At 71.1% G+C, this 23,527-nt stretch carries 20 protein-coding genes and 1 tRNA gene; 17 read left to right on the top strand and 4 right to left on the bottom strand.

Annotated elements, in window-relative coordinates; genetic code table 11:
- The first annotated feature begins 80 nt into the window (after window positions 1–80).
- The gene (locus tag AFE02nite_RS12045; protein ID WP_052114031.1) at window positions 81–710 is read left to right on the top strand and encodes a M48 metallopeptidase family protein; all 630 of its coding nucleotides are present in this window, start codon (window positions 81–83) and stop codon (window positions 708–710) included.
- Here the strand turns inward: AFE02nite_RS12045 and AFE02nite_RS12040 are convergent.
- The gene (locus tag AFE02nite_RS12040) at window positions 707–2,287 is read right to left on the bottom strand and encodes a zinc-dependent metalloprotease (protein WP_146819731.1); all 1,581 of its coding nucleotides are present in this window, start codon (window positions 2,285–2,287) and stop codon (window positions 707–709) included. The two genes, AFE02nite_RS12045 and AFE02nite_RS12040, sit on opposite strands and share 4 nt — an antisense overlap.
- A gap of 167 nt (window positions 2,288–2,454) precedes the next feature.
- Between AFE02nite_RS12040 and AFE02nite_RS12035 the strand changes: the two genes are divergently transcribed.
- Window positions 2,455–3,612 carry a YlbL family protein gene (locus tag AFE02nite_RS12035; protein ID WP_052114029.1) on the top strand — a complete coding sequence of 386 codons (1,158 nt, stop codon included), beginning with the start codon at window positions 2,455–2,457 and terminating at the stop codon, window positions 3,610–3,612.
- 19 nt (window positions 3,613–3,631) lie between these two features.
- On the opposite strand, the gene AFE02nite_RS12030 is transcribed toward AFE02nite_RS12035, so the two are convergent.
- A complete protein-coding gene (locus tag AFE02nite_RS12030; protein ID WP_034244871.1) occupies window positions 3,632–4,189 on the bottom strand; it encodes a PPA1309 family protein in 558 nt (185 codons plus the stop codon).
- A gap of 221 nt (window positions 4,190–4,410) precedes the next feature.
- Here AFE02nite_RS12030 and AFE02nite_RS12025 point away from each other — a divergent pair, with 221 nt between their 5' ends.
- The 3 genes from AFE02nite_RS12025 to AFE02nite_RS12010 all read left to right on the top strand — a co-directional run bounded on the left by AFE02nite_RS12025 (window position 4,411) and on the right by AFE02nite_RS12010 (window position 9,332).
- Window positions 4,411–7,428 (top strand): UPF0182 family membrane protein, encoded by a 3,018-nt coding sequence (locus AFE02nite_RS12025; RefSeq protein WP_034244869.1) that lies wholly within the window; start codon window positions 4,411–4,413, stop codon window positions 7,426–7,428.
- Window positions 7,429–7,657: 229 nt separating this feature from the next.
- A tRNA-Met gene (locus AFE02nite_RS12020) sits at window positions 7,658–7,731 on the top strand.
- A 417-nt stretch (window positions 7,732–8,148) separates the two neighbouring features.
- A protein-coding gene (locus AFE02nite_RS12010; RefSeq protein ID WP_407643099.1) for an IS3 family transposase occupies window positions 8,149–9,332 on the top strand; the annotation gives its coding sequence in 2 pieces (ribosomal slippage) (window positions 8,149–8,425 and window positions 8,425–9,332; 1,185 coding nt in all).
- A gap of 305 nt (window positions 9,333–9,637) precedes the next feature.
- Here AFE02nite_RS12010 and AFE02nite_RS12005 read toward each other — a convergent pair.
- Window positions 9,638–10,525 carry a hypothetical protein gene (locus AFE02nite_RS12005; protein WP_034244865.1) on the bottom strand — a complete coding sequence of 296 codons (888 nt, stop codon included), beginning with the start codon at window positions 10,523–10,525 and terminating at the stop codon, window positions 9,638–9,640.
- A 212-nt stretch (window positions 10,526–10,737) separates the two neighbouring features.
- On the opposite strand from AFE02nite_RS12005, the gene AFE02nite_RS12000 reads away from it, so the two are divergent.
- Window positions 10,738–11,001 (top strand): helix-turn-helix domain-containing protein, encoded by a 264-nt coding sequence (locus tag AFE02nite_RS12000; protein ID WP_261765600.1) that lies wholly within the window; start codon window positions 10,738–10,740, stop codon window positions 10,999–11,001.
- A 522-nt stretch (window positions 11,002–11,523) separates the two neighbouring features.
- Window positions 11,524–11,796 carry a cupin domain-containing protein gene (locus AFE02nite_RS11995; RefSeq protein ID WP_034244863.1) on the top strand — a complete coding sequence of 91 codons (273 nt, stop codon included), beginning with the start codon at window positions 11,524–11,526 and terminating at the stop codon, window positions 11,794–11,796.
- An 88-nt stretch (window positions 11,797–11,884) separates the two neighbouring features.
- On the opposite strand, the gene AFE02nite_RS11990 is transcribed toward AFE02nite_RS11995, so the two are convergent.
- A complete protein-coding gene (locus AFE02nite_RS11990) occupies window positions 11,885–13,123 on the bottom strand; it encodes an ROK family transcriptional regulator (RefSeq protein ID WP_034244880.1) in 1,239 nt (412 codons plus the stop codon).
- A gap of 164 nt (window positions 13,124–13,287) precedes the next feature.
- On the opposite strand from AFE02nite_RS11990, the gene AFE02nite_RS11985 reads away from it, so the two are divergent.
- Genes AFE02nite_RS11985 through rpiB form a run of 10 tightly spaced genes read left to right on the top strand, consistent with a single transcriptional unit; the run spans window position 13,288 to window position 23,228 of the window.
- The gene (locus AFE02nite_RS11985; protein WP_034244861.1) at window positions 13,288–14,400 is read left to right on the top strand and encodes a Gfo/Idh/MocA family protein; all 1,113 of its coding nucleotides are present in this window, start codon (window positions 13,288–13,290) and stop codon (window positions 14,398–14,400) included.
- Window positions 14,401–14,429: 29 nt separating this feature from the next.
- A complete protein-coding gene (locus AFE02nite_RS11980) occupies window positions 14,430–15,428 on the top strand; it encodes a nucleoside hydrolase (RefSeq protein WP_146819728.1) in 999 nt (332 codons plus the stop codon).
- A 48-nt stretch (window positions 15,429–15,476) separates the two neighbouring features.
- Complete coding sequence (locus AFE02nite_RS11975; RefSeq protein ID WP_052113555.1) at window positions 15,477–16,583, top strand: sugar ABC transporter substrate-binding protein; 1,107 nt, start codon at window positions 15,477–15,479, stop codon at window positions 16,581–16,583.
- A gap of 32 nt (window positions 16,584–16,615) precedes the next feature.
- Window positions 16,616–17,653, top strand: coding sequence for an ABC transporter permease (locus AFE02nite_RS11970; protein ID WP_146819727.1), 1,038 nt, complete (start codon window positions 16,616–16,618; stop codon window positions 17,651–17,653).
- Window positions 17,634–18,638, top strand: coding sequence for an ABC transporter permease (locus tag AFE02nite_RS11965; protein WP_052113553.1), 1,005 nt, complete (start codon window positions 17,634–17,636; stop codon window positions 18,636–18,638). Before AFE02nite_RS11970 ends, AFE02nite_RS11965 begins: the two co-directional genes overlap by 20 nt.
- Entirely contained in the window at window positions 18,635–20,170 is a 1,536-nt protein-coding gene (locus AFE02nite_RS11960) for a sugar ABC transporter ATP-binding protein (protein ID WP_034244859.1), read from the top strand. Before AFE02nite_RS11965 ends, AFE02nite_RS11960 begins: the two co-directional genes overlap by 4 nt.
- Entirely contained in the window at window positions 20,167–21,129 is a 963-nt protein-coding gene (locus tag AFE02nite_RS11955; protein WP_034244857.1) for an aldose epimerase family protein, read from the top strand. The genes AFE02nite_RS11960 and AFE02nite_RS11955 overlap by 4 nt, the downstream gene beginning before the upstream one ends.
- Complete coding sequence (gene alsE / locus AFE02nite_RS11950; RefSeq protein ID WP_034244855.1) at window positions 21,126–21,824, top strand: D-allulose 6-phosphate 3-epimerase; 699 nt, start codon at window positions 21,126–21,128, stop codon at window positions 21,822–21,824. Before AFE02nite_RS11955 ends, alsE begins: the two co-directional genes overlap by 4 nt.
- The gene (gene alsK / locus AFE02nite_RS11945; RefSeq protein ID WP_052113552.1) at window positions 21,821–22,801 is read left to right on the top strand and encodes an allose kinase; all 981 of its coding nucleotides are present in this window, start codon (window positions 21,821–21,823) and stop codon (window positions 22,799–22,801) included. Before alsE ends, alsK begins: the two co-directional genes overlap by 4 nt.
- Complete coding sequence (gene rpiB / locus AFE02nite_RS11940; protein WP_034244852.1) at window positions 22,779–23,228, top strand: ribose 5-phosphate isomerase B; 450 nt, start codon at window positions 22,779–22,781, stop codon at window positions 23,226–23,228. Before alsK ends, rpiB begins: the two co-directional genes overlap by 23 nt.
- Window positions 23,229–23,527 lie beyond the last annotated feature (299 nt).

Below are 23,527 nucleotides of genomic sequence, written 5' to 3'. Positions count from 1 at the left end.
GGCGGGCGGCGCGGCGCGCCGGGCCCCCGGCTGTGCACGGCGGGCGTGCGACGTCGGCCGCGGCGGCTACCGTGCTGCTCGTGCCCCCCCGTTCCCGCCCGGCGTCCCCGGAGCCCGCGCTGCCCGACGTCGAGGTGCGGCGCAGCCGTCGGCGCACCCGCACGGTGACGGCCTTCCGGGAGAACGGTCGGCTCGTCGTCGCCATCCCCGACCGCTTCACGCGCGTCCAGGAACGCGAATGGGTGCGCCGGATGGTCGCCAAGGTGGAGTCGTCGGAGCAGCGGCGGCGGCCGTCGGACGAGCAGCTCGCCGCCCGCGCCGCCGAGCTCTCCCGCCGCTACCTCGGTGGGCAGGCGCGCCCGACGAGCATCACGTGGTCCTCCCGGCAGGGGCGCCGCTGGGGCTCGTGCACCGTGACCGAGGGGACCATTCGGATCTCGACCCGCGTGCAGGGCATGCCCGGCTGGGTGCTCGACTACGTCCTGCTGCACGAGCTCGCGCACCTGCTCTGCGCGGGGCACGGGCCGGCGTTCTGGGCGCTGCTCGGCGGCTACCCGCACCTGGACCGTGCGCGCGGCTTCCTCGAGGGGGTCGCGCACGCCACGGACATGCCGCCCGACGCCGACGGCGAGGGTGAGCTCGACGGTGCCGGCGACGGTGACCCCGAGGGCGCCGGCGACGCGGGGGCGCCCGAGGTGGGCCTGGACTAGGAGTGCTCGGGGGCCGCCGCGCCGGGCTCGTCGTCGGTGCCGGCGTCGTCGCTGGCTGCGCTGTCGGTGCTCGCGTCGTCAGTGCTCGCGTCGTCGGTGCTCGTCTGGTCGGTGCTCGCAGGGCCGTCGTCCGCCGAGCTCTCGCTCTCGCCGAAGATGGCGGCGAGAGCGGCGTCGACGTCGGCGTGCTCGGTGCGGGCGGCGGCGAGACGACCGGCGTAGCCCGCCGGGTCGTCGAGGTCCTCGGGGCCGGGCAGCAGGTCCGGGTGGTCCCAGACCGCCTCGCGGGCGCTCTGACCGCCGTCCTCGGCGATCTGCGCCCACAGGCGCGCGGCGTCGCGCGAGCGACGGGGGCGCAGCTCGAGCCCGACGAGGGTCGCGAAGGTGTCCTCGGCCGGTCCACCGGCCGCCCGGCGGCGCCGGATCATCTCGCGGAGCGCGGCGGTGTGGGGCAGGTGCGGGCGGGCGGCGGCCGCGGTCACCTCGTCCACCCAGCCCTCCACGAGCGCGAGGGCGGTCTCCAGCCGGAGGAGGGCGGCGTCCTGCTCCGGCGTCGTCTCGAGCGAGAAGACCCCCTCGGACAGCGCGTCGCGCAGGGCCTCGGGGTCCGTGGGGTCGATCGAGCGGACGGCGTCCTCGAGGGAGCCCATGTCGATGGTGATGCCGCGCGCGTAGGCCTCGACCGTGCCGAGCAGGTGCGACCGCAGCCAGGCGACGTGCGTGAAGAGGCGCGCGTACGCGGCCTCGCGCAGGGCGAGGAAGAGCCGCACCTCGTCGACGGGCACGTCCAGGCCCGACGCGAACTCCACGACGTTCCGCGGGAGCAGGGCGACCCCCGGTCCGTCGATCAGCGGGAGGCCGATGTCGGTCGAGCCGAACACCTCCCGGGCCAGCGCGCCGGCGGCCTGGCCCACCTGCATGCCGAAGACGGCGCTGCCGAGCTGGCGCATCATCTGACCGCCGACGGCGGCCCCGGCCTCGCCCGCCCCGAAGACCTCGGGAGCCTGGGTGCGCAGGGCGGCGACCAGCGCGTCCGCGACGGAGCCGGCGACGGGCTCCGCGAGCGAGCGCCAGCGCGGCATCGTGTGCTCGACCCACTCCGAGCGGCTCCACACGCGCACGGGACCGCCCGCCGCGGGCAGGTCCGTCGCGGTGTCGAGCCAGGTCTCGGCCGCGGAGAAGGCGGCCGTGGCCTCGCGTCGGTCGGCGTCGCTCACGGACGGGTCGCCCTCGGTGACGGCGACCTGGCGGGCGAGGTCGTGCGCGATCTCCCAGTTGACGGGCTCGTCGGCGGAGCTGTCGAGGACCCGCTTGATCTGGCCGAGCACCTGCTCGAGCGCCTGAGGGTCGTCGGCGATGCCGGCGGCGGCCGCGAGCGCCTCGAGGTCGAGCGGCGTGCCGTCCGGGCCGACGAAGCCGATCGAGCCGAGGTCGGGCAGCTCGCCGCGCGCGGAGAGGTCCTTGAGCACGCCGTCCGCGTCGGGGCCGAGCATCGCCCGCAGGATGGCGTCCCACGGACCTTCGCGGCGCGGCTCCTCCTCGTCCGGCCCGTCGGGCTCGGGGGGCGTCGTGCTCATCGGGCAGCTCCTGGGACGGCACGTGGTCAGGTCGGGACTCCACCGTAACCACTCGCCGACGCCTGTCGCGTGCGTCGGCGGGGCCAACGGTGGCTTTCGCTGTGGGCGCAGCGGCGGCGCGAGGTCCCCGTGCGGGGCATCACGGCCCGATGGGCGATGATGGCCCGATGAACGAGCGGGCGTCCAGCGGACCGACGTGGCCGCCCACGCCCGTCGCCGAGCCGCTCCCCGAGCCGTTCCCCGCGCCGTTCGAGGCGCCGGAGGTGCCCGTCACGCCTCGCGCGCTGACCCTGTCCATCGCGACGGTGGTGACTGCGCTGCTGGTCGGCGGCGCCTCGCTGGTGTCGGTGCCCTACGCCGTCAACTCGCCGGGACCGACGTTCAACACGCTGGGTGAGCACGACGGCGTCCCGCTCATCGACGCCGTCGGGGCGCCCATGTACCCGTCGGAGGGCGAGCTCCGGTTCACGACCGTGCGCCTGCGGGGCGGTCCGGGCAACCCGGTGACGCTCGTGCGGATGGTCGGCGGCTGGCTCGACGACGCTGTGACGGTGGTGCCGGTCGAGGACGTGCTGCCGACCGACCAGACGCCCGAGGAGATCGACCAGCAGAGCCAGGCGGCGATGATCTCCTCGCAGGAGAACGCCACGGTGTCGGCGCTCGAGGAGCTCGGCTACGAGGTCCCGACGACGCTGACCGTCGCCCAGGCGATCGAGGGGACGGGTGCCTTCGGCGTGCTCGAGGCGGAGGACGTGCTCCTCGCCGTCGACGGCGAGCGGCTCACCAGCTTCTCCGACCTCAGCGCCGCGATGGGCGAGGTCACGGCGGGCGACGACGTCACCGTGACGGTGGAGCGGGACGGCGCCGAGCGTGACGTCACGCTCACGACGACCGACGGCGGCGACGGCCGGGCGCTCCTCGGCGTCTACGTCGACCCGGTGTTCGACCTTCCCGTGGACGTCCGGATCCAGATCGAGGACGTCGGCGGCCCGAGCGCCGGACTGATGTTCTCGCTCGGGATCATCAACGCCCTGACCGAGGAGGACGAGACGGGCGGCGAGAGCATCGCCGGGACCGGGACGATGGACCTCGCGGGCACGGTCGGCCCCATCGGCGGCATCGTGCAGAAGATGACCGGTGCCCGGCACGACGGCGCGGACTGGTTCCTCGCGCCGGAGTCCAACTGCGCGGAGGCGGTCGGGCACGAGCCCGGCGGCCTGCACGTGGCCGCCGTCGCGACGCTCGCGGAGGCGCGCGCCGCCGTCGAGGCGATCGGCTCGGGCCACGGCGACCAGCTGCGCACCTGCGCCGACGCGGTCGGCTGAGCCGCCCCGCGGCCGGGGGCTACTCCAGGGTCGTCGCCAGGGCGGCGACCAGGCCCGGGACCAGGTCGGCGCCGCCGGCGACGGCCGCGTCGTCGTCGTTCGCCCGGGCCCGCACGGCGCACCAGGAGCCGCCGTCGCGCAGGACGCCGACGGCGATCCGCACGTCCTGGCGGTCCGGGTGGGCCATCAGGTAGGCCAGTGCCTCCTCGGGGTCGGCGGGCATCGCCGCCTCGGCCGCGCTGGGCAGCACGACGCGCTCGACGACGAGGGCGACGCCGTCGACCGTCTGCGGCCAGGACAGGCGGGCGAGCAGGTCCTCCAGGCTCGACGCCTGGGGCAGCCCCTCCTGCTCCACCGACGTCAGGTGGGCGGCGTCCGCCCGCGCGGCCGCGACCGCCTCGGCGGGCAGCCGGTCGGCGAGACCGGGATCGGCGTCCAGGGCCGCAGCCGTCCGCACGAGGGCGAACACCCGCACGGGGCCGTCCCAGCCTCCGCCGGCGACGTGGCGCTCGATCTCGTGGACGGCGTCGGCCAGGGCGGGGCGGGGGGCGCGGGGGGTCGCGTCGTCGTCGGGCATGCGTCCATGCTCGCACCCCCGTTGCGGGGGTGTGGGAACCTGGGGACCGGTGCGGGCGTTGTCCGTGGTGTCCGCCGGACTGCGTGCTGCGGTGCGCGGCGGACCGACAGCCACGCATCGCAGTCCCACGAGCCGACCCGAGCACCGCCGACCCGAGCAGCCGTCGAGATCACCGCCGTCGAGATCACCGCCGTCGAGACACCGAAGGACAAGAGGACACCGTGACGTTCGCCTCCCCCCCGCGTTCTGCCGGGCCCCGCCCCGCACGCCGCCGACGCGGCGCGCTCGGCCCGACGATCGTCGTGCTGGTCGCGCTGGGCATCCTGCTGATGCTCACCGCGCAGCTGTGGACCGAGTGGCTGTGGTTCGACGCCACCGGCTACCTCGAGGTGCTGCGCACCGAGTGGGTGACGCGTGCGGTGCTCTTCGTGCTCGCCTTCCTGGTCATGGCGGGGGCCGTCTACGCGTCGCTGACCGTCGCCTACCGCACGCGACCGGTGTACGCGCCGTCGACGCCGGAGCAGGCGTCGCTGGACCAGTACCGGGAGATGATCGAGCCGCTGCGGCGCCTGGTCATGCTGGCCGCGCCCGCGGTCCTCGGGTTCTTCGGCGGCATCGCCGCCGCTGCCCAGTGGCAGACGGTGCTCCTGTTCCTCAACCGCGTGCCGTTCGGCGTCGACGACCCGCAGTTCGGCCTCGACCTGTCGTTCTACCTGTTCACGCTGCCGGCGCTGCGGTTCGTGGTGTCGTTCCTCATGGCGGTCGCGGTGATCTCCGGCATCACCGCCGTCGCGACGCAGTACCTGTACGGGGGCCTGCGCTTCGGCTCGGGCGCGGGGGAGCGGACCACGCGTTCGGCGCGGCTGCAGCTGGGCATCACCGCCGCGGTGATCATGCTGCTCATCGGCGCGAACTACTGGCTGGACCGCTACTCGATCCTGACCCGGACGGGCGGCGGCGACGTGGCCGCCGGCGCGTCGTACACCGACGTCAACGCGGTGCTTCCGTCGAAGATCATCCTCGCCGTCGTCGCGGTGATGGTGGGCGTGCTGTTCGTCGTCGCAGCCGTGCGCGGCACGTGGCGGCTGCCGGCCACCGGCGTCGGGCTCATGGTGGTCTCCGCCATCGTCATCGGCGGGATCTACCCGGCGGTCGTCCAGCGCTTCCAGGTGCAGCCGAACGCGCAGGAGGCCGAGTCCGACTTCATCCAGCGCAACATCAACGCGACGCGGGCGGCGTTCGGGCTCGACGCCGTCGAGGTGTCGCGGTACGACGCGACGCTCGAGGGCACCGCGGGCGCGCTGCGCGAGGACGCCGAGACGACCGCGAGCATCCGCCTGCTCGACCCGTCGATCGTGAGCAACTCGTTCCGGCAGCTGCAGCAGAACAAGCAGTACTACAACTTCTCGAACACCCTGTCGGTCGACAGGTACACGATCGACGGCGAGTCCCGCGACACCGTGATCGCGGTGCGCGAGCTCGACCAGACCGGTCTGGGCGCGGGCCAGCGGACGTGGATCAACGACCACATCGTCTACACGCACGGGTTCGGCGTCGTCGCGGCCTACGGCAACACCACCGGCAACGACGGCCGCCCTGCCTTCTACGAGGGCGGCATCCCGTCGGCCGGCTCCATCGGCGACTACGAGCCGCGCATCTACTTCGGGCAGTCCAGCCCGCCCTACTCGATCGTGGGTGCCCCCGAGGGCAACGACCCGTGGGAGCTGGACTACCCCGACGACGACGCCCCGGGCGGCCAGGTCAACACGACCTTCCCGACGGACGAGGTCGAGGCGGGCCCGAGCATCGGGAGCCTGTGGAACAAGCTGCTCTACGCCCTGAAGTTCGGCGACGAGGAGATCCTGTTCTCCGAGCGGGTCAACTCCGAGTCGCAGATCCTCTACGACCGCGACCCCCGCGACCGCGTCGCCAAGGTGGCGCCGTTCCTCACGCTCGACACCCGCGTGTACCCGGCGGTGGTCGACGGGCGCGTGCTGTGGATCGTGGACGGCTACACGACCGCGAGCCAGTACCCGTACTCGTCCTCGCGCGCGCTGGAGGAGGTCACCACCGACGCGCTGACGGGCCAGTCGGCCACGATCGCCGCGCTCGCCCCCCAGCAGGTCAACTACGTGCGCAACTCCGTCAAGGCCACGGTGGACGCGTACTCCGGTGAGGTCACGCTCTACGAGTGGGACACCGAGGACCCGGTGCTGGCGACGTGGGAGAACGTCTTCCCGGGCCTGGTGCGGCCGATGGAGGAGATCAGCGGCGACCTGATGAGCCACCTGCGCTACCCGGAGGACCTGTTCAAGGTCCAGCGGAACCTGCTGGCGACGTACCACGTGGACACCGCGTCCGAGTACTACTCGGGCCAGGACTTCTGGGCCAACCCGGAGGAGCCCGTCCGCGGCAACGGCACCCAGCCGCCGTACTACCTGACTCTCCAGATGCCCTCGCAGGACGAGCCGACGTTCTCGCTGACGTCCGTCTTCATCCCCGGCGGCAACACCGACCGGAACGTGCTGACCGGCTTCCTCGCCGTCGACGCGGAGCCGGGCAACGAGGCCGGCGTGCGGCGCGAGGGGTACGGGCAGCTGCGGCTGCTCGAGCTGCCGCGCGACTCGACCGTCCCCGGTCCCGGCCAGGTGCAGAACACGTTCCGCTCCAACCCGGAGGTCTCGCAGAGCCTGAACGTGCTCCAGCTCGGCGACTCGACAGTGGTCAGCGGCAACCTGCTGACGCTGCCGGTGGGCGGCGGCCTGCTCTACGTGCAGCCCGTCTACGTGCAGTCCTCGGGCGGCACGCAGTTCCCGCTGCTGCAGAAGGTGCTGGTGTCGTTCGGTGAGCAGATCGGCTTCGCCGACACGCTCGCCGAGGCCCTGGACCAGGTGTTCGGCGGCGACGCCGGCGTCGACGACGTCACCCCTGGCGACGACGCCGAAGCGGTCCCGGACGCGCCGGTGGACGGCGAGCCGCCCGCCGACGGCGAGGAGCCCACGCCCACGGCCACGCCGTCGGCCACGCCCTCCCAGACGCCGAGCGCCGAGCCCACGCAGACGCCGTCGGGCAACGCGCGGGCCGACCTGCAGGCCGCGCTCGAGGACGCCCGCGACGCGCTCCAGGCGGGGCAGGACGCCCTGGCCAGGGGCGACTGGGCCGCCTACGGCGAGAGCCAGACCGCGCTGCAGGACGCTCTGGAGCGGGCCATCGCCGCGGACGCCCAGCTGGGGGACTGAGCTCCCCATCGCGGCGCGAGACCGAGGGTCTGGTGCGAGACCGAGGGCTTGAGCCCTCGGTCTCGCGCTGAGCCCTCGGTCTCGGCGCCGGCCGGTGCCGGCCGGTGCCGGTCGGCGCCGGTCGGTGCCGGGGGAGGGCGTGTCCCCGGCCTGGCCGGACGGCGAACGGTCCGCTGTCGGCGAACGGATTTGGCCCGGCTCCGTGCGTCGCGTAAGGTTGCAGAGCCGACGCGGGGTGGAGCAGCTCGGTAGCTCGCTGGGCTCATAACCCAGAGGTCGCAGGTTCAAATCCTGCCCCCGCTACAAGTGAAGTACCAGGTCAGAGGCCCTCCCGATCGAGAGATCGGGAGGGCCTCTGGCGTTGATGTGGGCAGGATGTGGGCGGCGGACTCTCCCGAATGACGGTGAACCGCAGCGAACGTGGCCGACTGCCGGGTCCTCTGGTGCGCCGAACGGGGTCCCGGCCCGCGCCCTCTAGTACTCCTGGTCGGAGATGGGCGGCTTGGTCGGGCGGACTTCAGCGGGCGCTGCCGCCGAGGTCGCGATGATCAGAGAGAGTGCCCAGAACGTGCGGGTTATCCGCAGCGCTCCCAACAGCACGGTAGCCAGGACGCCGGCCTGAACCAACCGGGAGCCGGCATGCCCCTCGGTGTCCGCGAGAAGCGCGAAGACGTATACGGAGCCTGACCCGCTTCCCCGGACACCTGCCCTGAGGTGACGATGTCATCTTCGAGAGGAGTCCTTGTGCCTGCAGCCAAGCCGCCGGAGTTCCGGCGCCGAGCAGTAGACCTGGCCCGCAGCGGCCAGCACCCGGTCGCGAAGGTTGCGTCCGACCTGGGCATCAGCGAGTCGTGCCTGCGCCGGTGGATGGCCCAGGACGACGTCGACACCGGCCGGCGCGAGGGCCTGACCAGCGAGGAGCGCAAGGAACTCATCGAGCTCCGCCGCCGGACCCGGGTGCTGGAGATGGAGAACGAGATCCTCAAGCGCGCCAGCGCCTACTTCGCCCGGGAGAACGTCCTCCCAAAATGACGTTCCGGCTGGTCCGTGAGCTTGCCGAGGACGGGATGTCCGTCGCGGTGGCCTGCCGGGTGCTTAATGTCTCCAGGTCCGGCTACTACGACTGGTCGACCCGGCCGCCTTCGGCCCGGTCAGTCGCCGACGCCGAGCTCACCGCGACGATCCTGGCCGTCCACCAGATGTCGCGGTGCTCCTACGGGGCTCCCCGGGTCCACGCCGAGCTGCGCCTGGGCCTCGGGCTCGCCTGCGGGCGCAAGCGCGTCGCGCGCCTGATGCGCACCGCAGGGCTTGTCGGGGTTTGCCACCGGCGCAAGCGCCGCGGCCAGCGGCCGCTGCCAGCGCCTCACGAGGACCTGGTCCGACGCCGGTTCACCGCCGACGGTCCGGACCGGTTGTGGTGCACCGACATCACCGAGCACCCCACGGGAACCGGGAAGGTCTACTGCGCGGCGGTGCTGGACGTGTTCACCCGCAAGGTCGTCGGCTGGTCGATCGCGGACCACATGCGCTCCGAGCTGGTGGTCGACGCCCTGCAGATGGCCATCTGGACCCGCCAGCCCGGGCCGGGCGCGATCGTGCACGCGGACCGCGGAGCCCAGTACACGTCCTGGATCTTCGGCCACCGGCTCCGCTCGGCCGGCCTCCTCGGGTCCATGGGCCGGGTCGCCTCGAGCGTGGACAACACGATGATGGAGTCCTTCTGGTCGACCATGCAGCGCGAGCTCCTGGACCGCCGCACCTGGACCTCCCGGGAGGAGCTCGCCTCAGCGATCTTCGAGTGGATCGAAGGCTTCTACAACCCCCTCCGGCGCCACTCCGGCCTCGGCTACCGGTCCCCGAACGACTTCGAGGACCTTCACACCGCCGCCCTCACCGCGGCATGATCACCCAACCCGAACTGTCCGGGAAACCGGGTCAGGCTCCAGGCGGTTCAGAAGCGGTCGGCTCGTCATCGGGCCACCACCGTCCCCCCCGAAACGGTGCCCAGAATGCCCTGACCTGCCCTGATCAGGGCGCAGGTCACCCATTGGACACCCGTTGCGGCGCGTTGTGAACCCTCGCGCCCGTTCCGCGGATGATCCGAATCGTGTCGCCATGCCATTACGTGTGCCCGCACACCGACCAACGTGGGGTGCTCGGCCGAGACGGCTGTGCAATGGAGGCGCGTTCGCTGCCCTGTGGATACGCCTCATGACGCCGCTCGCTCGGCGCCCGCGTCGCGCCGGCGGACGACCGTTGCGGGGGAGAGTGGCGGCGTCGCGGAGGGGAGGCACCGGTCACGGGTGCTCTTCAGAGCAGCCTGAGTCCCCGGGCCCTCCGCGGCGGCAGCGCCCTCGAGAGCGATCCGTGCGAGGAGGCCCGGCGAGTCGGGCGACCCGCGAAGGATCCAGACCAGGCGTCGTGCCTGCCACGGGGCGACGCCGAGCTTCTTCGCGAGAGTGCGCCAGCCGACGATGGTGCTCGACGCGCGTGCACGTGCGGGCGCCTCGAAGCGCGCCACCTCTCGGGCGATCGACAGGGCCGTGTCGTCCGGCCAGCCGACGGAGCGGAGCGCGCTCGCCGTGAGGGCGAGGATCCGCGCCAGTGTGCCGTCCTCCGCGTCCGGAACCGCATCGTCGCCTGCCGGCTGCCAGCCCCTCGCGAGAAGGGGCTCGAGGGCGATCGGCCTCTGGACGCGGCCGGCGCGCTCTGCGGCGTCGAGCTTCCACGCCCGTCTCGGGGGAACGCCCCAACGTTGGGCGAGGATCTCGCCGAGCACGGCACGCCGGGCCGTCTGCCAGAGGACGCCCCACGGCGACCGAGCGGTCCGGAGGGACGGTTCCTGCAGCTTCAGCCAGAGCACCTCCCACGCCGTTGCTTCCGCTTCGGATGCCGCTCCACCGCGAAGTCCAACGTCGACCACGAGAGGACGGACGATGTGGCTGCGTACGAAGCGGAGCAGGTCCGTCGCCGTCGGTCCGTCCCAGCCTTCGACCGCGATGGCGTCGAGACGCTCGAGGAGGTCGTCGCGGCGCTTGACGATCTCGGCGAGGTCTTCGGGCGTGCCGTCGCACGCTCTCCGGTGGTCCTTGTCCATCTCGTCACCTCCGGTAGCTCGGTGGTGATGACGTTGCTCAGGGCCTATGCACAGATCGATGACGCGGGCGGCCGGCGGTGGAGCGTCATCGATGACGCCCGGGCTGTGGACACCGCGTCATTGGAGGCCGGGCGATGCCCGCGCCGTCGTCATCGGTTTGGCTACCGGTGCCGGTCACAGTGGTTGCCTGCACTCACTCGGAGGTGATCCCCATGTCCGCCACTGCCCAGGTACACCTGATCTCGTCGCGTGGCCGCAGGACGCGGTCGCCGGAGATGCTCAACGTGACCGTCGAGAGCGACGAAAGGCTCCTTCTCACGGTCGTGGAGGCAGCCCATCGGCTCGGCATCGGTCGCACGCTGATGTACGAGCTCATCAACTCTGGCGCGGTGCTCTCGGTTCAGGTCGGTCGGCTGCGTCGGGTCCCGGCGGCTGCTCTTGCTCGCTACGTGGCGGCCCTGGATCCGCGGGGTTGATGCAGCCAGGCAGAGCAAGCGAGCGGCTGGGCGGTGGTTGCTTGATCGGTGAGTCTGCGGCGGGGCGGCGGCCAACGGGTGGGCAGTTATGTGCCGGTCGGCACTTCGGTCATCTGCACTACTGGCTCGCCTCATGCATTGGCACTGGCACCGTTGTGCGCGAAGAGGACAAGGGGGTCCCTGCGGACCGGCGCCGGCGTCCGGGCCACCGTGATCTTCGAGCTGGAGACCGCCGGCGTCTTCGCGGTCGGCGACGTGCGCAGTGGCTCGGTGAGGCGAGCGGCGTCGGCCGTCGCTGAGGGTGCGGTGGCCTTGCCCCTAGTGCACGATCACCTGATCCGGGCCGGCCGAAGATGACGGCGGCTGGGACCGGGTCGGAGAACGTGTCGGCGGAAGACTAGACGACCTCCGTCACGCGGCGGCTTCCGGGAGGAGCGATGACGACGTGCATGTGACCAGGACCCAGTCGGGGATCGTCTCCCCGGGGGTTCGTGTGACCGAGGATCGGCTGAACGTCCGTGGGTGACGGCGCGGACGAAGGATCCGCACGAGGCTGAGGCCATGCTCGCGGAGGCGTACCTGCCGAACCGGGTGGATCGTCTCGGGGAGGGACCGCTCGGGCTGCGACTGGATGTGATGCGGCTGGACTCGGCCACCGTGGGTCTTCTGTCGTTCGGCACCGAGACGCGGCTCCGTACGACCGAGGCGACTAACTGGGCAAAGCCGATGCCCAAGGAAGCCCTCATGGCGTGGCTCGCCTGTCGTCAACCTCCTGCCGCGCACGTGGACGGGTAGATGAACTCCGCCGCCGCCCAACGCGGAGGCGTCTCCGCGTTGGGCGGCGGCGGCCGGGTCGGCTGCCCGCGTGCCGGCCGGCGTCAGGTCAGGGTGCGCGCATCCCAACCGGCGTGCCTACGGCGAGCCAGGTCTCCAGGAATGCCGGCCTGAAGAGCTCGTCGATGGCCATGAAGGCGGCTCCTCGCATGCCGCCGACCGCTCCGAGCTGCGACTGGCCGATCGTCAGCTCCCGAGTTGCCAGCGCGAGGGAGCGGTGGAAGACCTCCTCCTTGATCGCAGCAATCAGGCGATCGCCGGCCACCGCCAGGGGCCCGCCGATGATCACCAGCGAGGGGTTGAAGAAGTTCACGACTGCGGCCAGACCCATGCCGATGTGCCGTCCGGCGCCGATGACGTAGTCAACGGCCGCCAGGTCGCCGGCCTCGGCCGCCTGGACGATGTCTGCGACCCGGAGCGCGCGCCCCCCCTCCATCAGCTTGGCAAGGTACGGGCTCCCCTTGCCTTCCTCGACGTCGGCGGCGGCGCGTCGGATGAGCGCGCCTCCACCGGCGACCGCCTCCAAACATCCCCGCTTTCCGCAGAGGCACGCGACGCCGGGATCGTCCACGACCCGCACATGGCCGACATCGCCGGCGCAGCCTTGGCTGCCGCGGTGGAGTCGTCCCTGAGAGATGAGGCCAGCACCGATGCCCGTGCCGAGCTTGACGTACACGAGGTCGTCCGTCCCGCGGGCCGCCCCGGCTCGAAGCTCGCCCAGCGCCAGCAGGTTGACCTCGTTGTCCACCCAGACGGGTATCCCGAGGTTGTCTGCGACGCGGTCGCGCACCGGGAACCCGTCCCAACCGGGCATGATCGGCGGTGCGATCGGCGTGCCCGACCTGAACTCCACCGGCGCGGGCAGCCCGACACCGGCAGCCCACAGCTGGCGTCCGGCTGCGGGCGGCGAGTGCAGGAGCTCGTCGGCCAGGTGCCTGAGGGTCCGCAGCGTCTCCTCTGGCCCAGCGAGGACGTCCCACTCGAGGCTGCGGTGCTCAAGGGGCTCGCCGGCCAGGTCCGTGATCCCGACGGTCATGCTCCGAGCCTCAAGCTCGGCCCCGAGGACGAGCCCGGCCTCCGCGCGAAACCGCAGTCGTCGGGGCGCGCGCCCGCCGGTGGACGGGGCGAGCTCGCCCTCTTCGACGAGCCCGGATGCCTCCAGCTGGGCGATCCGCTGGTTCACGAGAGTGCGCCCGAGACCGGAGCGCCGCAGCAGCTCGGGCCGCGTGACGGCGGAGCCGGATCGCACCATGCCGAGGATCGCATGAAGTTCCGGCTCGGCCGGCATCACAACCTGCAGGGACACTTCGTCTCGCCTTCCATGTGCGTCAGGTATGCAGAGATATTATCACCGCGAGTTGACTTCTGCACGAAACAAGCATTAGATCTCACCTGACAGACCAAAGCCGGGCGCTGCCGAGCAGGCGTCCGGCCTGACAGAGGAGCGTACGGGTGCAACGACGCGTTCGGGCGGGGATCGCGGGAGCGGGCTTCATGGGCTCGGTCCATGCGCGAGCGGTTCGTGCCGCCGGAGGCGATGTCGCCGTGGTGGCCGTGACGAAGCACGATCCGCGCTCCCGCGTCGCCGCGCTCGGCGCCGAGCGCGTGGTCGAGAGCTTCGTCGAGCTGCTCGCCGACGACTCGCTCGACGTCGTGCACATCTGCGTGCCAAACGCCCTACATGCTGAGCTAGCCGCCGCCGCGCTCGACACAGGCCGAGCTGTGATCTGTGAGAAGCCGCTCGCCACGACTGTCGCCGAGGCATCGGCGCTGACGGACCGCGCCCGGGCCGCCGGCGTCGTGAATGCCGTCCCGTTCGTCTACCGCTACCACCCCGTCGTCCGCCTCGCCCGCGATCGGATCGACGCAGGCCATGCCGGGGCGCTTCGCATCCTGCACGGGTCCTATCTGCAGGACTGGTTGTCGCGGTCCCGCGACTCCGACTGGCGCATCGACGCTGCGCGCGGCGGTGCCTCCCGGGCGTTCGGTGACATCGGGATCCACTGGTGCGACCTGATGGAGTTCGTCACCGGGCACCGCATCACTCGGCTCGTGGCGAACCTCAAGACAGCGGTCCCCGAACGCCCCGACATCGCCACGGTGACCACCGAGGACATGGCGACGATCATGTTCGAGACCGATCGGGGCGCCGCCGGCTCGCTCGTCCTGAGCCAGGTGTCGCCTGGACGCAAGAACCGCCTGTGGTTCTCCTTCGACGGTGAGCACGAGTCCCTCGCGTTCGACCAGGAGTGCCCGGAGCAGCTCTGGGTAGGAACACGCGACGACGTCCGGCTGCTGTCCCGGGGGGTCCCGGCGGGCTCGACCGAGGCCGACCGGCTGTCCGTCCTCCCCCCCGGCCACCCCCAGGGCTACCAGGACGCCTTCACCGCCTTCGTCGCCGACGCCTACGCCGCCCTCCTGGGCGGTTCACCCGAAGGGCGGCCGACGTTCGCGGACGGCCTTCGCGCCGCGGTCCTCACGGAGGCCGTCCTGCGCTCGACCCGGGAGGCGTCGTGGGTCGACGTGCCCCCTGTGTCGGTCGCACACCACAGACCGACCAAGTGACACCTCACCGAACGGAAGGACGAACGGCCATGGGTACCCCTCTCCGCGTGATCATGGACTGCGACCCGGGCATCGGTCCCGGACTCGATGCCGACGACGGTCTCGCGCTGCTCTTTGCGCTGGCCAGCCCTGAGCTGCACGTCGAGGCGGTGACCACCGTGTTCGGCAACGTGAACGTGCGCCGGGGCACGGACAACGCCCTGCGGCTGCTCGAAGCGGCGGGCCGCACCGATGTGCCGGTCGCCATGGGCATGGCCCAGCCCGTCACCGGACGTCTCAACGAACGTGCCCTGGACGACTACGCGGCACAGGACCGGCGCATCCCACCCGCCGACGAGGCACGGCTCACCCGCCGGGCTCCCCAGCACGCTGTCGACCTCATCATCGACGCCGTACTCGCCTCGCCCGGCGAGATCACCGTCCTCGCCGTCGGGCCGCTCACGAACGTGGCGATGGCGATGCTCAAGGAGCCGGCCGTGACGGGAGCGATCAAGGAGGTCGTCATCCTCGGCGGCGCCTTCGGGCGCGAGCCGGAGTTCGGGCGGGGCAACATCACCCCGGTCGCCGAGCTGAACATCTGGAACGACCCCCTCGCGGCCGACATCGTCTTCACGTCCGGCGCGCCGATGCGCGTGATCAACCTCGACGTCTCGAACCCCAACGCAGGGTCGGTCATGTACCACGACCAGCTCAGCGATGTGCTCGGCGACGACGTGAACCCCCTCACCTCGTTCCTGGGTGAGATGACCCGGACCTACATCGAGGCGCCGAAGTTCAACTGGGCACGCAACGGCTGCGTCCTGTACGACGCGATCGCGGCGGCCGTCCTGGTCGACCCGGGCCTGGTGGAGGTCGAGCGTGGCCGCGTCCGTGCGGTGACGCAGGACGGCCCCGCGTTCGGGCAGACGATCCTCTACCCCGCGGACGACGGGCACGTCGACGTCGCCGTGGCCATCGACGGGCCCCGCTTCGTGGGCCTGTTCCTCGAGCGCATCCGCTCCCTGGTCGACGCCGCGTCCACGAGATAGGCGTCTGCTCCGCCCACCACGCCTCACCCGACGAAAGGAAGACTCCCCATGTCACACCGCCTGCGGGCCGTCGTCGCGACAGTGCTGTCGCTCGGCCTGCTCTCCATCACCGCCTGCAGTGGCGACTCCGCCACGGATCCCAGCGCCGAGCCAGCCTCCGGCGACCCGAGCGCCGGAACAGGTGTCGAGGCGAAGATCAGCCTGGCGATGCCTGGCCCGAACTCCTACTTCAGCCCGTGGGAGCTGGCAGTGGCCGACGCCGCGGCAAAGTGGGGCTTCGAAGGCACCTACAACGTCCCGGCGTCCGACGCCTTCAACCTGACCCAGCAGAACGCGCTCGTCGACTCGCTGGTCGCGCAGGGCTACAACGGCTTCGGGATGTTCCCGGGAGACGCGAACGGGACCAATGCGCAGCAGCAGAAGCTCGCGGACCGGGGCATCCCCTCGATCAACATCAACGGGTGCACCTACGACCCCAGCCCTGCCCTCTTCTGCGTCTCCACGAACGTCTACGAGGCCGCGAAGTACCAGGCGGAGCAGCTGATCGACGCCATCGGCGGTGAGGGTCGGATCGCCGTGCTCACGAGCCAGCTCACTGATCCCAACACGCAGCTTCGGATCGAGGCCGTGGAGGAGGCGGTCGACGCCACGGACGGCGCCGTCGTCCTCGACCAGGTGGTCGCCGACATCGACACGCCGCAGGCGGCGCCGCCCGCCATCAACGCGCTGCTCGCTTCGAAGGGCGACCAGCTCGCCGGCGTCATGGCGACGTCGTGGTACCCGTCGGTCGCGATGGCCATCGCCCTCACCGACAGCCCGGAGTACCGGGACATCGTGTTCATCGGTGCTGAGAACTCCGAGCAGGTGATGAGCGCCCTGGAGAACGGCTACATCCACGGGACGCTCTTCCAGAACACCTACGGCCAGGCCTTCGTGGCGAGCTACGTGCTGAAGCGGGTCATCGAGGACGGCTGCACGGTCAACCCGAATGCACCGTTCGACACGACCCCGCAGACCTCGAAGCTGCTGACGGCGGACGTCCTCGTCGTCACGCAGGACAACATGGCCGACTTCGCCGGCAAGCCCGAGAGCCTGCCCGACGACACCGAGCGACTGCTTGAGCTCGTCGACCAGGACGTCCTGGTCTGCAGCTGACGCCTGCGGGTGGAGAGGTAAAGGGCCCAGACATGCAAACCAAGGTTCGCGACCGCTTTCGGCGGGCGCTCGGCAGGTCGAACTCCGCGGGGCTCGTGCTCCTCACGGTCATCACGTGGTCCGTGTATGCCGTGCTCGGCAACGGGTTCCTGAGCAGCTTCAACCTGTTCACGCTGTCGCAGGTGGCGGCCGGGACCGCGGTGATCGGTCTGGCACAGCTCGCCGTGGTCGTGACCGGCCGGATGAACCTGGCCGTCGGAGCGATCGGTGTCGGCGTGGTCATGCTCACCGGCTGGCTCATGGGCCCCGTCGGCGTGCCCCCGCTCGTGGCGATCCTCATTGGGCTCGTCGCGGGCGGGGCCGCCGGTGCCCTGATGGCGTGGCTCGAGCTGAGCACCGGCTTGAACAGCTTCATCGTCACGCTGGCGATGGGCTCCGTGTACACCGGGCTGATGCTCATCCTCTCGAAGGGTGTCTCGGTGAGCGTGCTTCCGCCCGCCGTGACGGCCTTCGGCTCACGGAGCCTGCTGAGCCCCTACCTCTCCTTCCTGGTCATCCCTGCGGTCGTTCTCGCAGGGGTCCTCTGGTACCTCTACCAGCGCACGAGCGTGGGCTGGAAGATCCTCGCGGTCGGGGGAAACGAGACCGCCGCCCGCCTCGGCGGGGTCCGGACGGGCCGGATGGTCGTCGTCAGCTTCGCGATCTCCGGCGTCCTCTGCGGTGTCGCGGCGGTCATGGAGATGTCGCGTGTCGCCGCTGCCCTTCCCTCGCTCGGGACGACGTGGCTGATGGCCTCCTTCATCGTGCCCGTCCTCGGCGGCACACCGCTCAAGGGCGGATCCGTGTCGGTCGGTGGAGCCCTTCTCGCAGCAGTGTTCGTGGAATCCATCACCTCGGGACTCGTCTCGCTGAGCGTGGCGCCGTACTGGCAGTCGCTGGCGGTCGCCCTCGTGCTGCTCGTGGCGGTCGTCGCCGACGAGGCGCGCCGTCGACGGCAGCGCCGCAGGCCGCACGTGGAGGTCTCCGAGCCGGTCGAAATGGAGGGGTCACATGTCCGTGCGACCGTCTGACGCGCGCCGGGGGACGAGCCCGTGGGTACCGCTGCTCGTCGTTGTCGCCATCGGGTGCGCCATCATGGCGCCGCTGAACCGCCAGTTCCTCACCGCCTCCAACGGCTACGTCATCCTGGCGAGCGCCGGTCTCCTCTGCGTCATCGGCCTCGCCCAGGTCGTGGTGCTCAGCGTGGGGGAGTTCAGCCTCGCCATCGGCGGCATCGGCGCACTCTCGGGTGTGGCGATGGGGTATCTCCTCGTCGAGCGCGGCGCGCCCCTGGCTGTCGCGGTCGTCGTGGCACTCGCCGTCGGATTGGCCGCCGGGCTGGTGAACGGGCTTCTCGTCGCCTACAGCGGTGTGCACGGCTTCGTGATCACCTTGGCCTCCGGCGGGGCCTTCACCGGCCTCGCGCTGGGCATCACCGAGACACAGCCGTACAACGGTCTGCCCGAGGCGCTGACCGTCTTCGGAACCGGCCGCGCGGGGTTCGTCCCCTACTTGGCCTTCGCCACAGTGGCCCTGTCCCTGGCGGCCGCGGCGTTCTTCCGGTGGCACCGGTTGGGGCGACTTCTCCTCACAGTCGGCGGCAACCGCGAGGCGGCCGCTCTCTCAGGTCTCTCGCCGGTCCGCGCGGTGGTGGCGGCGCACGCGCTGTCAGGGCTCCTGGCGGGGGCTGCGGGCGTCATGGCCGCCGCGCAGCTCCACGAGGCGAACGCGTCGGTCGGCGCCGAATGGGTCATCACCTCGTTCACCGTCGCGATCATCGGCGGCACGAGCCTGGCCGGTGGCGTCGTCTCCATCGGTGGACTCCTGTTCGCCGGCGTCATCCTGGCGCTGATCAAGGACGCGCTCGTGATGCTCGACGTCAACCCGCTCTGGGTGACCCTCACGCAAGGCGTCCTGATCCTCGCCGCCGTCTTCCTCGGCCGCTCGAGCGGCTGGCGCGCCGTCCGGCGACCGGCCGCTCCCCGCGCCGTCTCCCTCGAAGGGGCAGCATCATGAACGCGGTCGAAGCGCGCCGAATCTGGAAGACCTTTGACGGGAACACTGCGCTGCGCGATGCCCATCTGGCGATCGAGCCCGGCAGCATCCATGCCCTCGTCGGTGAGAACGGCGCGGGCAAGTCGACCTTGATCAAGGCGCTCACCGGCGTCCACCGGCCCGACCGTGGCGACATCCTCGTCGGCGGGGTCCCCGTGACGCTCGCCGGCGTGCATGACGCGATGCGCTTCGGCGTCAGTGCGGTCCACCAGGAGCGGAACCTCGTGCCTGAGCTCTCGGTCGCGGAGAACCTCCTGCTGCACCAGCCTCCGCGCCGCGGCGGCTTGCTCGACTACCAGCGCATGTACCGCGAGGCCGAGCCCTGGTTGGCACGGGTGGGCCTCGACGTCGACCCCCGGGCCCGTGCCAAGACGCTCAGCGTCGCCCAGGGCCAGCTGCTCGAGATCGCCAGAGCGCTGAGCGTGCGCGCGAGCGTCCTCCTGCTCGACGAGCCGACGGCGTCGATCACGGAACGGGAAGCGGCCGTGCTGTTCGGCATCCTTCGCGAGCTGCGGGACGCGGGCACAGCAGTGCTCTTCGTCAGCCACAAGCTGGAGGAGGTGCTCGGGCTGTGCGACCGGATCACCGTGCTGCGGGATGGGCAGACGGTCCTCGACGGCGTCCAGGCTCAAGGTCTGCGGCGCGCGGACCTCATCACGGCGATGGTCGGTCGGAGCGTCGCGTTCGCGGAGCGGCGCGAGCCATGCGCGCGACCTGAGGCGGTGCCAATGCTCGAGCTGCGCGACGTAGCGACCGAGCTCGGCCATGACGCGGTGAACCTCAGTGTGGCGCCCGGTGGCGTCGTGGCGCTCTACGGTCTGGTCGGCGCGGGGCGGACCGAACTCGCCCGCTGCCTGCTGGGCCTTGGCCGGCTGACCGGGGGTGAGGTGCTTCTGCGCGGAGCGCCGGTCCGCATCGCCGACCCGCACGACGCCCTTCACCGGCACCGGATCGGCTACGTCAGCGAGGACCGGAAGGGCGAGGGCCTGATCCTGTCGCACTCGGTCGCCCACAACATCGGCATCACGGTGTGGGACCGACTTCGCCGTGCGCTGGGCTTCATCACACCACGGCGCGAGGCGGACGCCGTCGGCCCGGTCGCGGCGCGGATGGGCGTGCGCATGTCCGGCCTCGATCAGGAGGTCGGCCAGCTGAGCGGCGGGAACCAGCAGAAGGTCTGCGTCGCCCGTTGGCTCGCCGGCGACGTAGATCTGCTCGTGGTAGACGAGCCGACGATCGGTGTCGACGTGCGCACGAAGGAGGAGATGTACGTCCTTCTCGACGAGCTCGCACGGGCGGGCAAGGCCATCCTCCTGATCTCGTCCGACCTCTCCGAGGTCGTCCGACTCGCCGACCGCATCCTGGTCATGGCCGACCGTCGGATCATCGCCGAGCATGTCAACACGGGCGACTACGCCCAGCTCAGCGCAAGGATCATGGACGAGATCGTTGAGGCGCAGGCCCTCGTCGTCCCCGAGCGGGCCACGGCATGAGCGGCGCGGTGACTCTGTGCTCGGACGAGCTGCTCGTCGAGTGCCAGCCTGACCACGGCTTCCACATCACACGGCTGCTCGAACGGCGAAGCGGTGTCAACCTCCTCTGGCGACGCCAGGAGGGTGCGATCACGCCGTGTCCCACGGATCTCGGGCCTGCCGGCGACGAGTCGCACCGCACCTTCGACGTGGACCTTCTGGAGGGCGGCTGGTTCGCCATGTTCCCCACCGCGGGCAAGCCCGGGGTGCTGGACGGGGCGCTGACTTGGATGCACGGCGAGGTCGCGCGGCTCCCCTGGGAGGTCCTCAGGGCCACCGCCTCGTCGATCACCTGCCAGGTGCGCACGCCTAGTTCCGGGTTCGATGTGCGCCGCACCGTGTCCGTGGACGGCGGGACGGTCGCGGTCCAGACGGTGGCGATCAACTCCTCGGGGAACAACCGTTCCTGCACGTTCGGTGAACACCCGTGCCTCAGCGCCGATGCGTTCGCGGGCGGGGAGGTCATCGTCGACGTCGCGGCTGGGCACGTCGTTGAGCCGCAGCCGAGGTCGGCCGCGCCGGCTCTGGACCCCGCGGGCGGTCTCGCTTGGCCGGTCGCGCACGACATCGGCGGCGTCGTCGTCGACGTCTCTCGGATCCCGGCGGTGCCCGACGGGCGGCACGATCACGTCGCGCTGCACCCAACGGTCCCGCAGGTCGTCGTGACCGCGCCGCTCCTCGGCGGAAGGTTGGTGCAGCGCGGGGACTCCCAGCTTCCCTTCGCTCTTCTCTGGCGGCACTTCGGCGCCGAGGGCTCGTACCTCGGCCCAGCTCGGGTCCTGTCCGTCGAACAGGTCTCCGCACCGGGAATCGGCGTCCAGGACGCCATCGAGGGCTACGCCGTGACCGTTGTGCCACCGGGGTGCGGCGTCGGCTACTCGTTCCAGGTTTCGTGGCAGCAGGAAGGTTCCCCAACGTGAGTACCCCCAAGTTCCCCGCGTTCAGCGTTTCGGTGATGTGCATGGACCTCCTGCGCGTCGGCGAACAGCTCGAGGTCCTCGACCGCCACGCAGATGCCCTGCATGCGGACGTCATGGACGGTCACTTCGCGCGGAACATCGCGATGAGCCCCGACTTCGTCAAGGCGTTGTGCGACCAGTCGGCCCTGCCGGTCGAGGCGCATCTCATGACCGAGCACCCGGGTGACTGGCTCGAGATCCTCGCTGAGGCAGGAGCCTCCACGCTGTCGATGCATGCCGAGACGGTGGAACGGGACGCATTCAGACTTCTGGACCGCGTGTCCGGGCTCGGGTGCCGCACCGGGATCGTCCTGAATCCCGCCACGCCGCTGACCGCCGCGCAGCACTACCTCGACCGCGTCGATCTGCTGACGATCATGACAGTGGACGTCGGCTACGCCGGCCAGCCGTTCATCGAGCAGATGCTGACCAAGATCGAGGCAGCCGCAGCCTTCAAACGCGAGCACGGCTTGCACTACCAGCTCCAGATCGACGGGTCCTGCAACGCGGCCACCTACGCCCGGCTCGTGGACGCCGGAGCCGAGGCGTTCGTCCTCGGCAGCACGGGACTCTTCAACCTCGATGCCGACCTCGAACGCGCCTGGTTGGCCGCCGAGTCCGCCTTCACCGCCAGCACCGGGGTTGAACGGGCATGAGCGAGCAGCCGAAGAGCCACCCGGAGCGTGCCGCGGTTCTCGCCGTCGACATCGGTGGAACCCACCTGCGCACCGGCATGGTGGACCCCGCACTCGGTCTGCACGCCTTCAATCAGGTCAGCAGTCAGGCCGTGCTCAACGTCGCCAACCCCGCCGAGCGCCTGGCCGACCACCTCGAGCGGTTCCTCAGTGGCGCGCACGGATGGCGCCCGGCCGCCGTCGCGGTGGGCTTCCCCGCGACCGTCGACCGCAAGCGCCGGGTCGTCATGTCGACGTCGAACATCGCCGCCATGCAGAACATGCCCGTCGCGGACGTCCTGGAGAAGCGGTTGGGGATCCCCGCGTTCATCGACCGCGATGTCAACATGCTCCTCCGCCACGACCTGCGGGCGCACGGGCTGACGTCCGCGAGGGTCGTCATCGGCTGCTACGTCGGAACTGGCCTCGGCAACGCCATCAGCATCAACGGCACTATTCACGCAGGCCGGCACGGCGTCGCGGGCGAGCTCGGGCACGTCGCGATGATCGGCCTCCACGAGCGCTGCGGCTGCGGATCCTACGGATGCCTCGAGACCGTCGCCTCGGGACGCCACCTCGCCGACCTCGTGCGGACCAGATTCCCCGGGACGCCCGTCCAAGACGTCTTCCTACGGCACGGTGACGAGATCGAGATCAAGCAGTACGTCCGGACGCTCGCCGTCCCCGTCGCCCTCGAGGTCAACATCCTCGACCCCGACGCCGTCGTCCTCGGCGGTGGCGTGGTGCAGGCGCCCGGCTTCCCACGCGCGCTCCTCGAGGAGGCGGTGGTGGCACTCGCGCGCAAACCGCTGCCCGCAAGTGACATCGACTTCCGGTACACCACATCCGGCCAGGAGGCCGGGCTGGTCGGAGCCGGGATCCACGCCTGGGCCGCGTTGGGCGGACCGGTGCCGACACACATCGAGGAGTTGCAGCATGCGGGTAGCGCTCGCAAGTGACCACGTCGGGATCGAGCTCAAGGGAGCGATCGCCGAGCTCCTCGACGAGCTCTCGATCGAGCATTCGGACCTCGGGCCGTACGACCCGGCGCGAACCGACTACCCCCTCCACGGATCCCGCGCGGCCCGCGCGGTGGCCGAAGGCCGCTTCGACCGGGCGATCCTTGTCTGCGGCACGGGGATCGGCATCTCCATCGCGGCGAACAAGATCCCCGGTATCCGGTGCGTCGCGTGCTCCGAGCCGTACTCCGCCGTGCTGTCCCGGCACCACAACGACACCAACGCCCTGGCGCTCGGCGCCCGTGTCGTCGGTGTGGACCTTGCGAAGATGATCGTTCGCGAGTGGATCGCCGCCCCCTACGAGGGTGGTCGTCACGCCGTGCGGGTTGCGCAACTTGCCGCCCTGGAGCATGGCATTTGCCTCTAGATCGATGTTAGGGCGAAGCGCATGCTCTTCGCCGAGTTGAGGACGCCGTGCCGCTGATTCTCGCGCTCGCGCCCGCTTGTTGGGCGACGAGGCCCAGCCGCCGAGGGAGGCGTTCCGCAACTCGTCGATGTCGCAGAGCTCGGCCTCACGGGAAGGCAGCAGGGCGTCTCCGTGCCTCACGCGATGCTGGGTTACGCGGCGCCGGGCATCCAGCTCGAGGGCTACATGACGTCGTACTGGCTGAGCGCGCCCGACCAGACGGCGTTCTCCGGGGCGGTGGGCAAGGTCAAGGGGGACGG

This window comes from Actinotalea fermentans (assembly GCF_007991475.1).
Lineage (GTDB): Bacteria > Actinomycetota > Actinomycetes > Actinomycetales > Cellulomonadaceae > Actinotalea > Actinotalea fermentans.
Note: the sequence above shows the minus strand (reverse complement) of the source record. Positions and strands in the feature narration are given on the sequence as shown.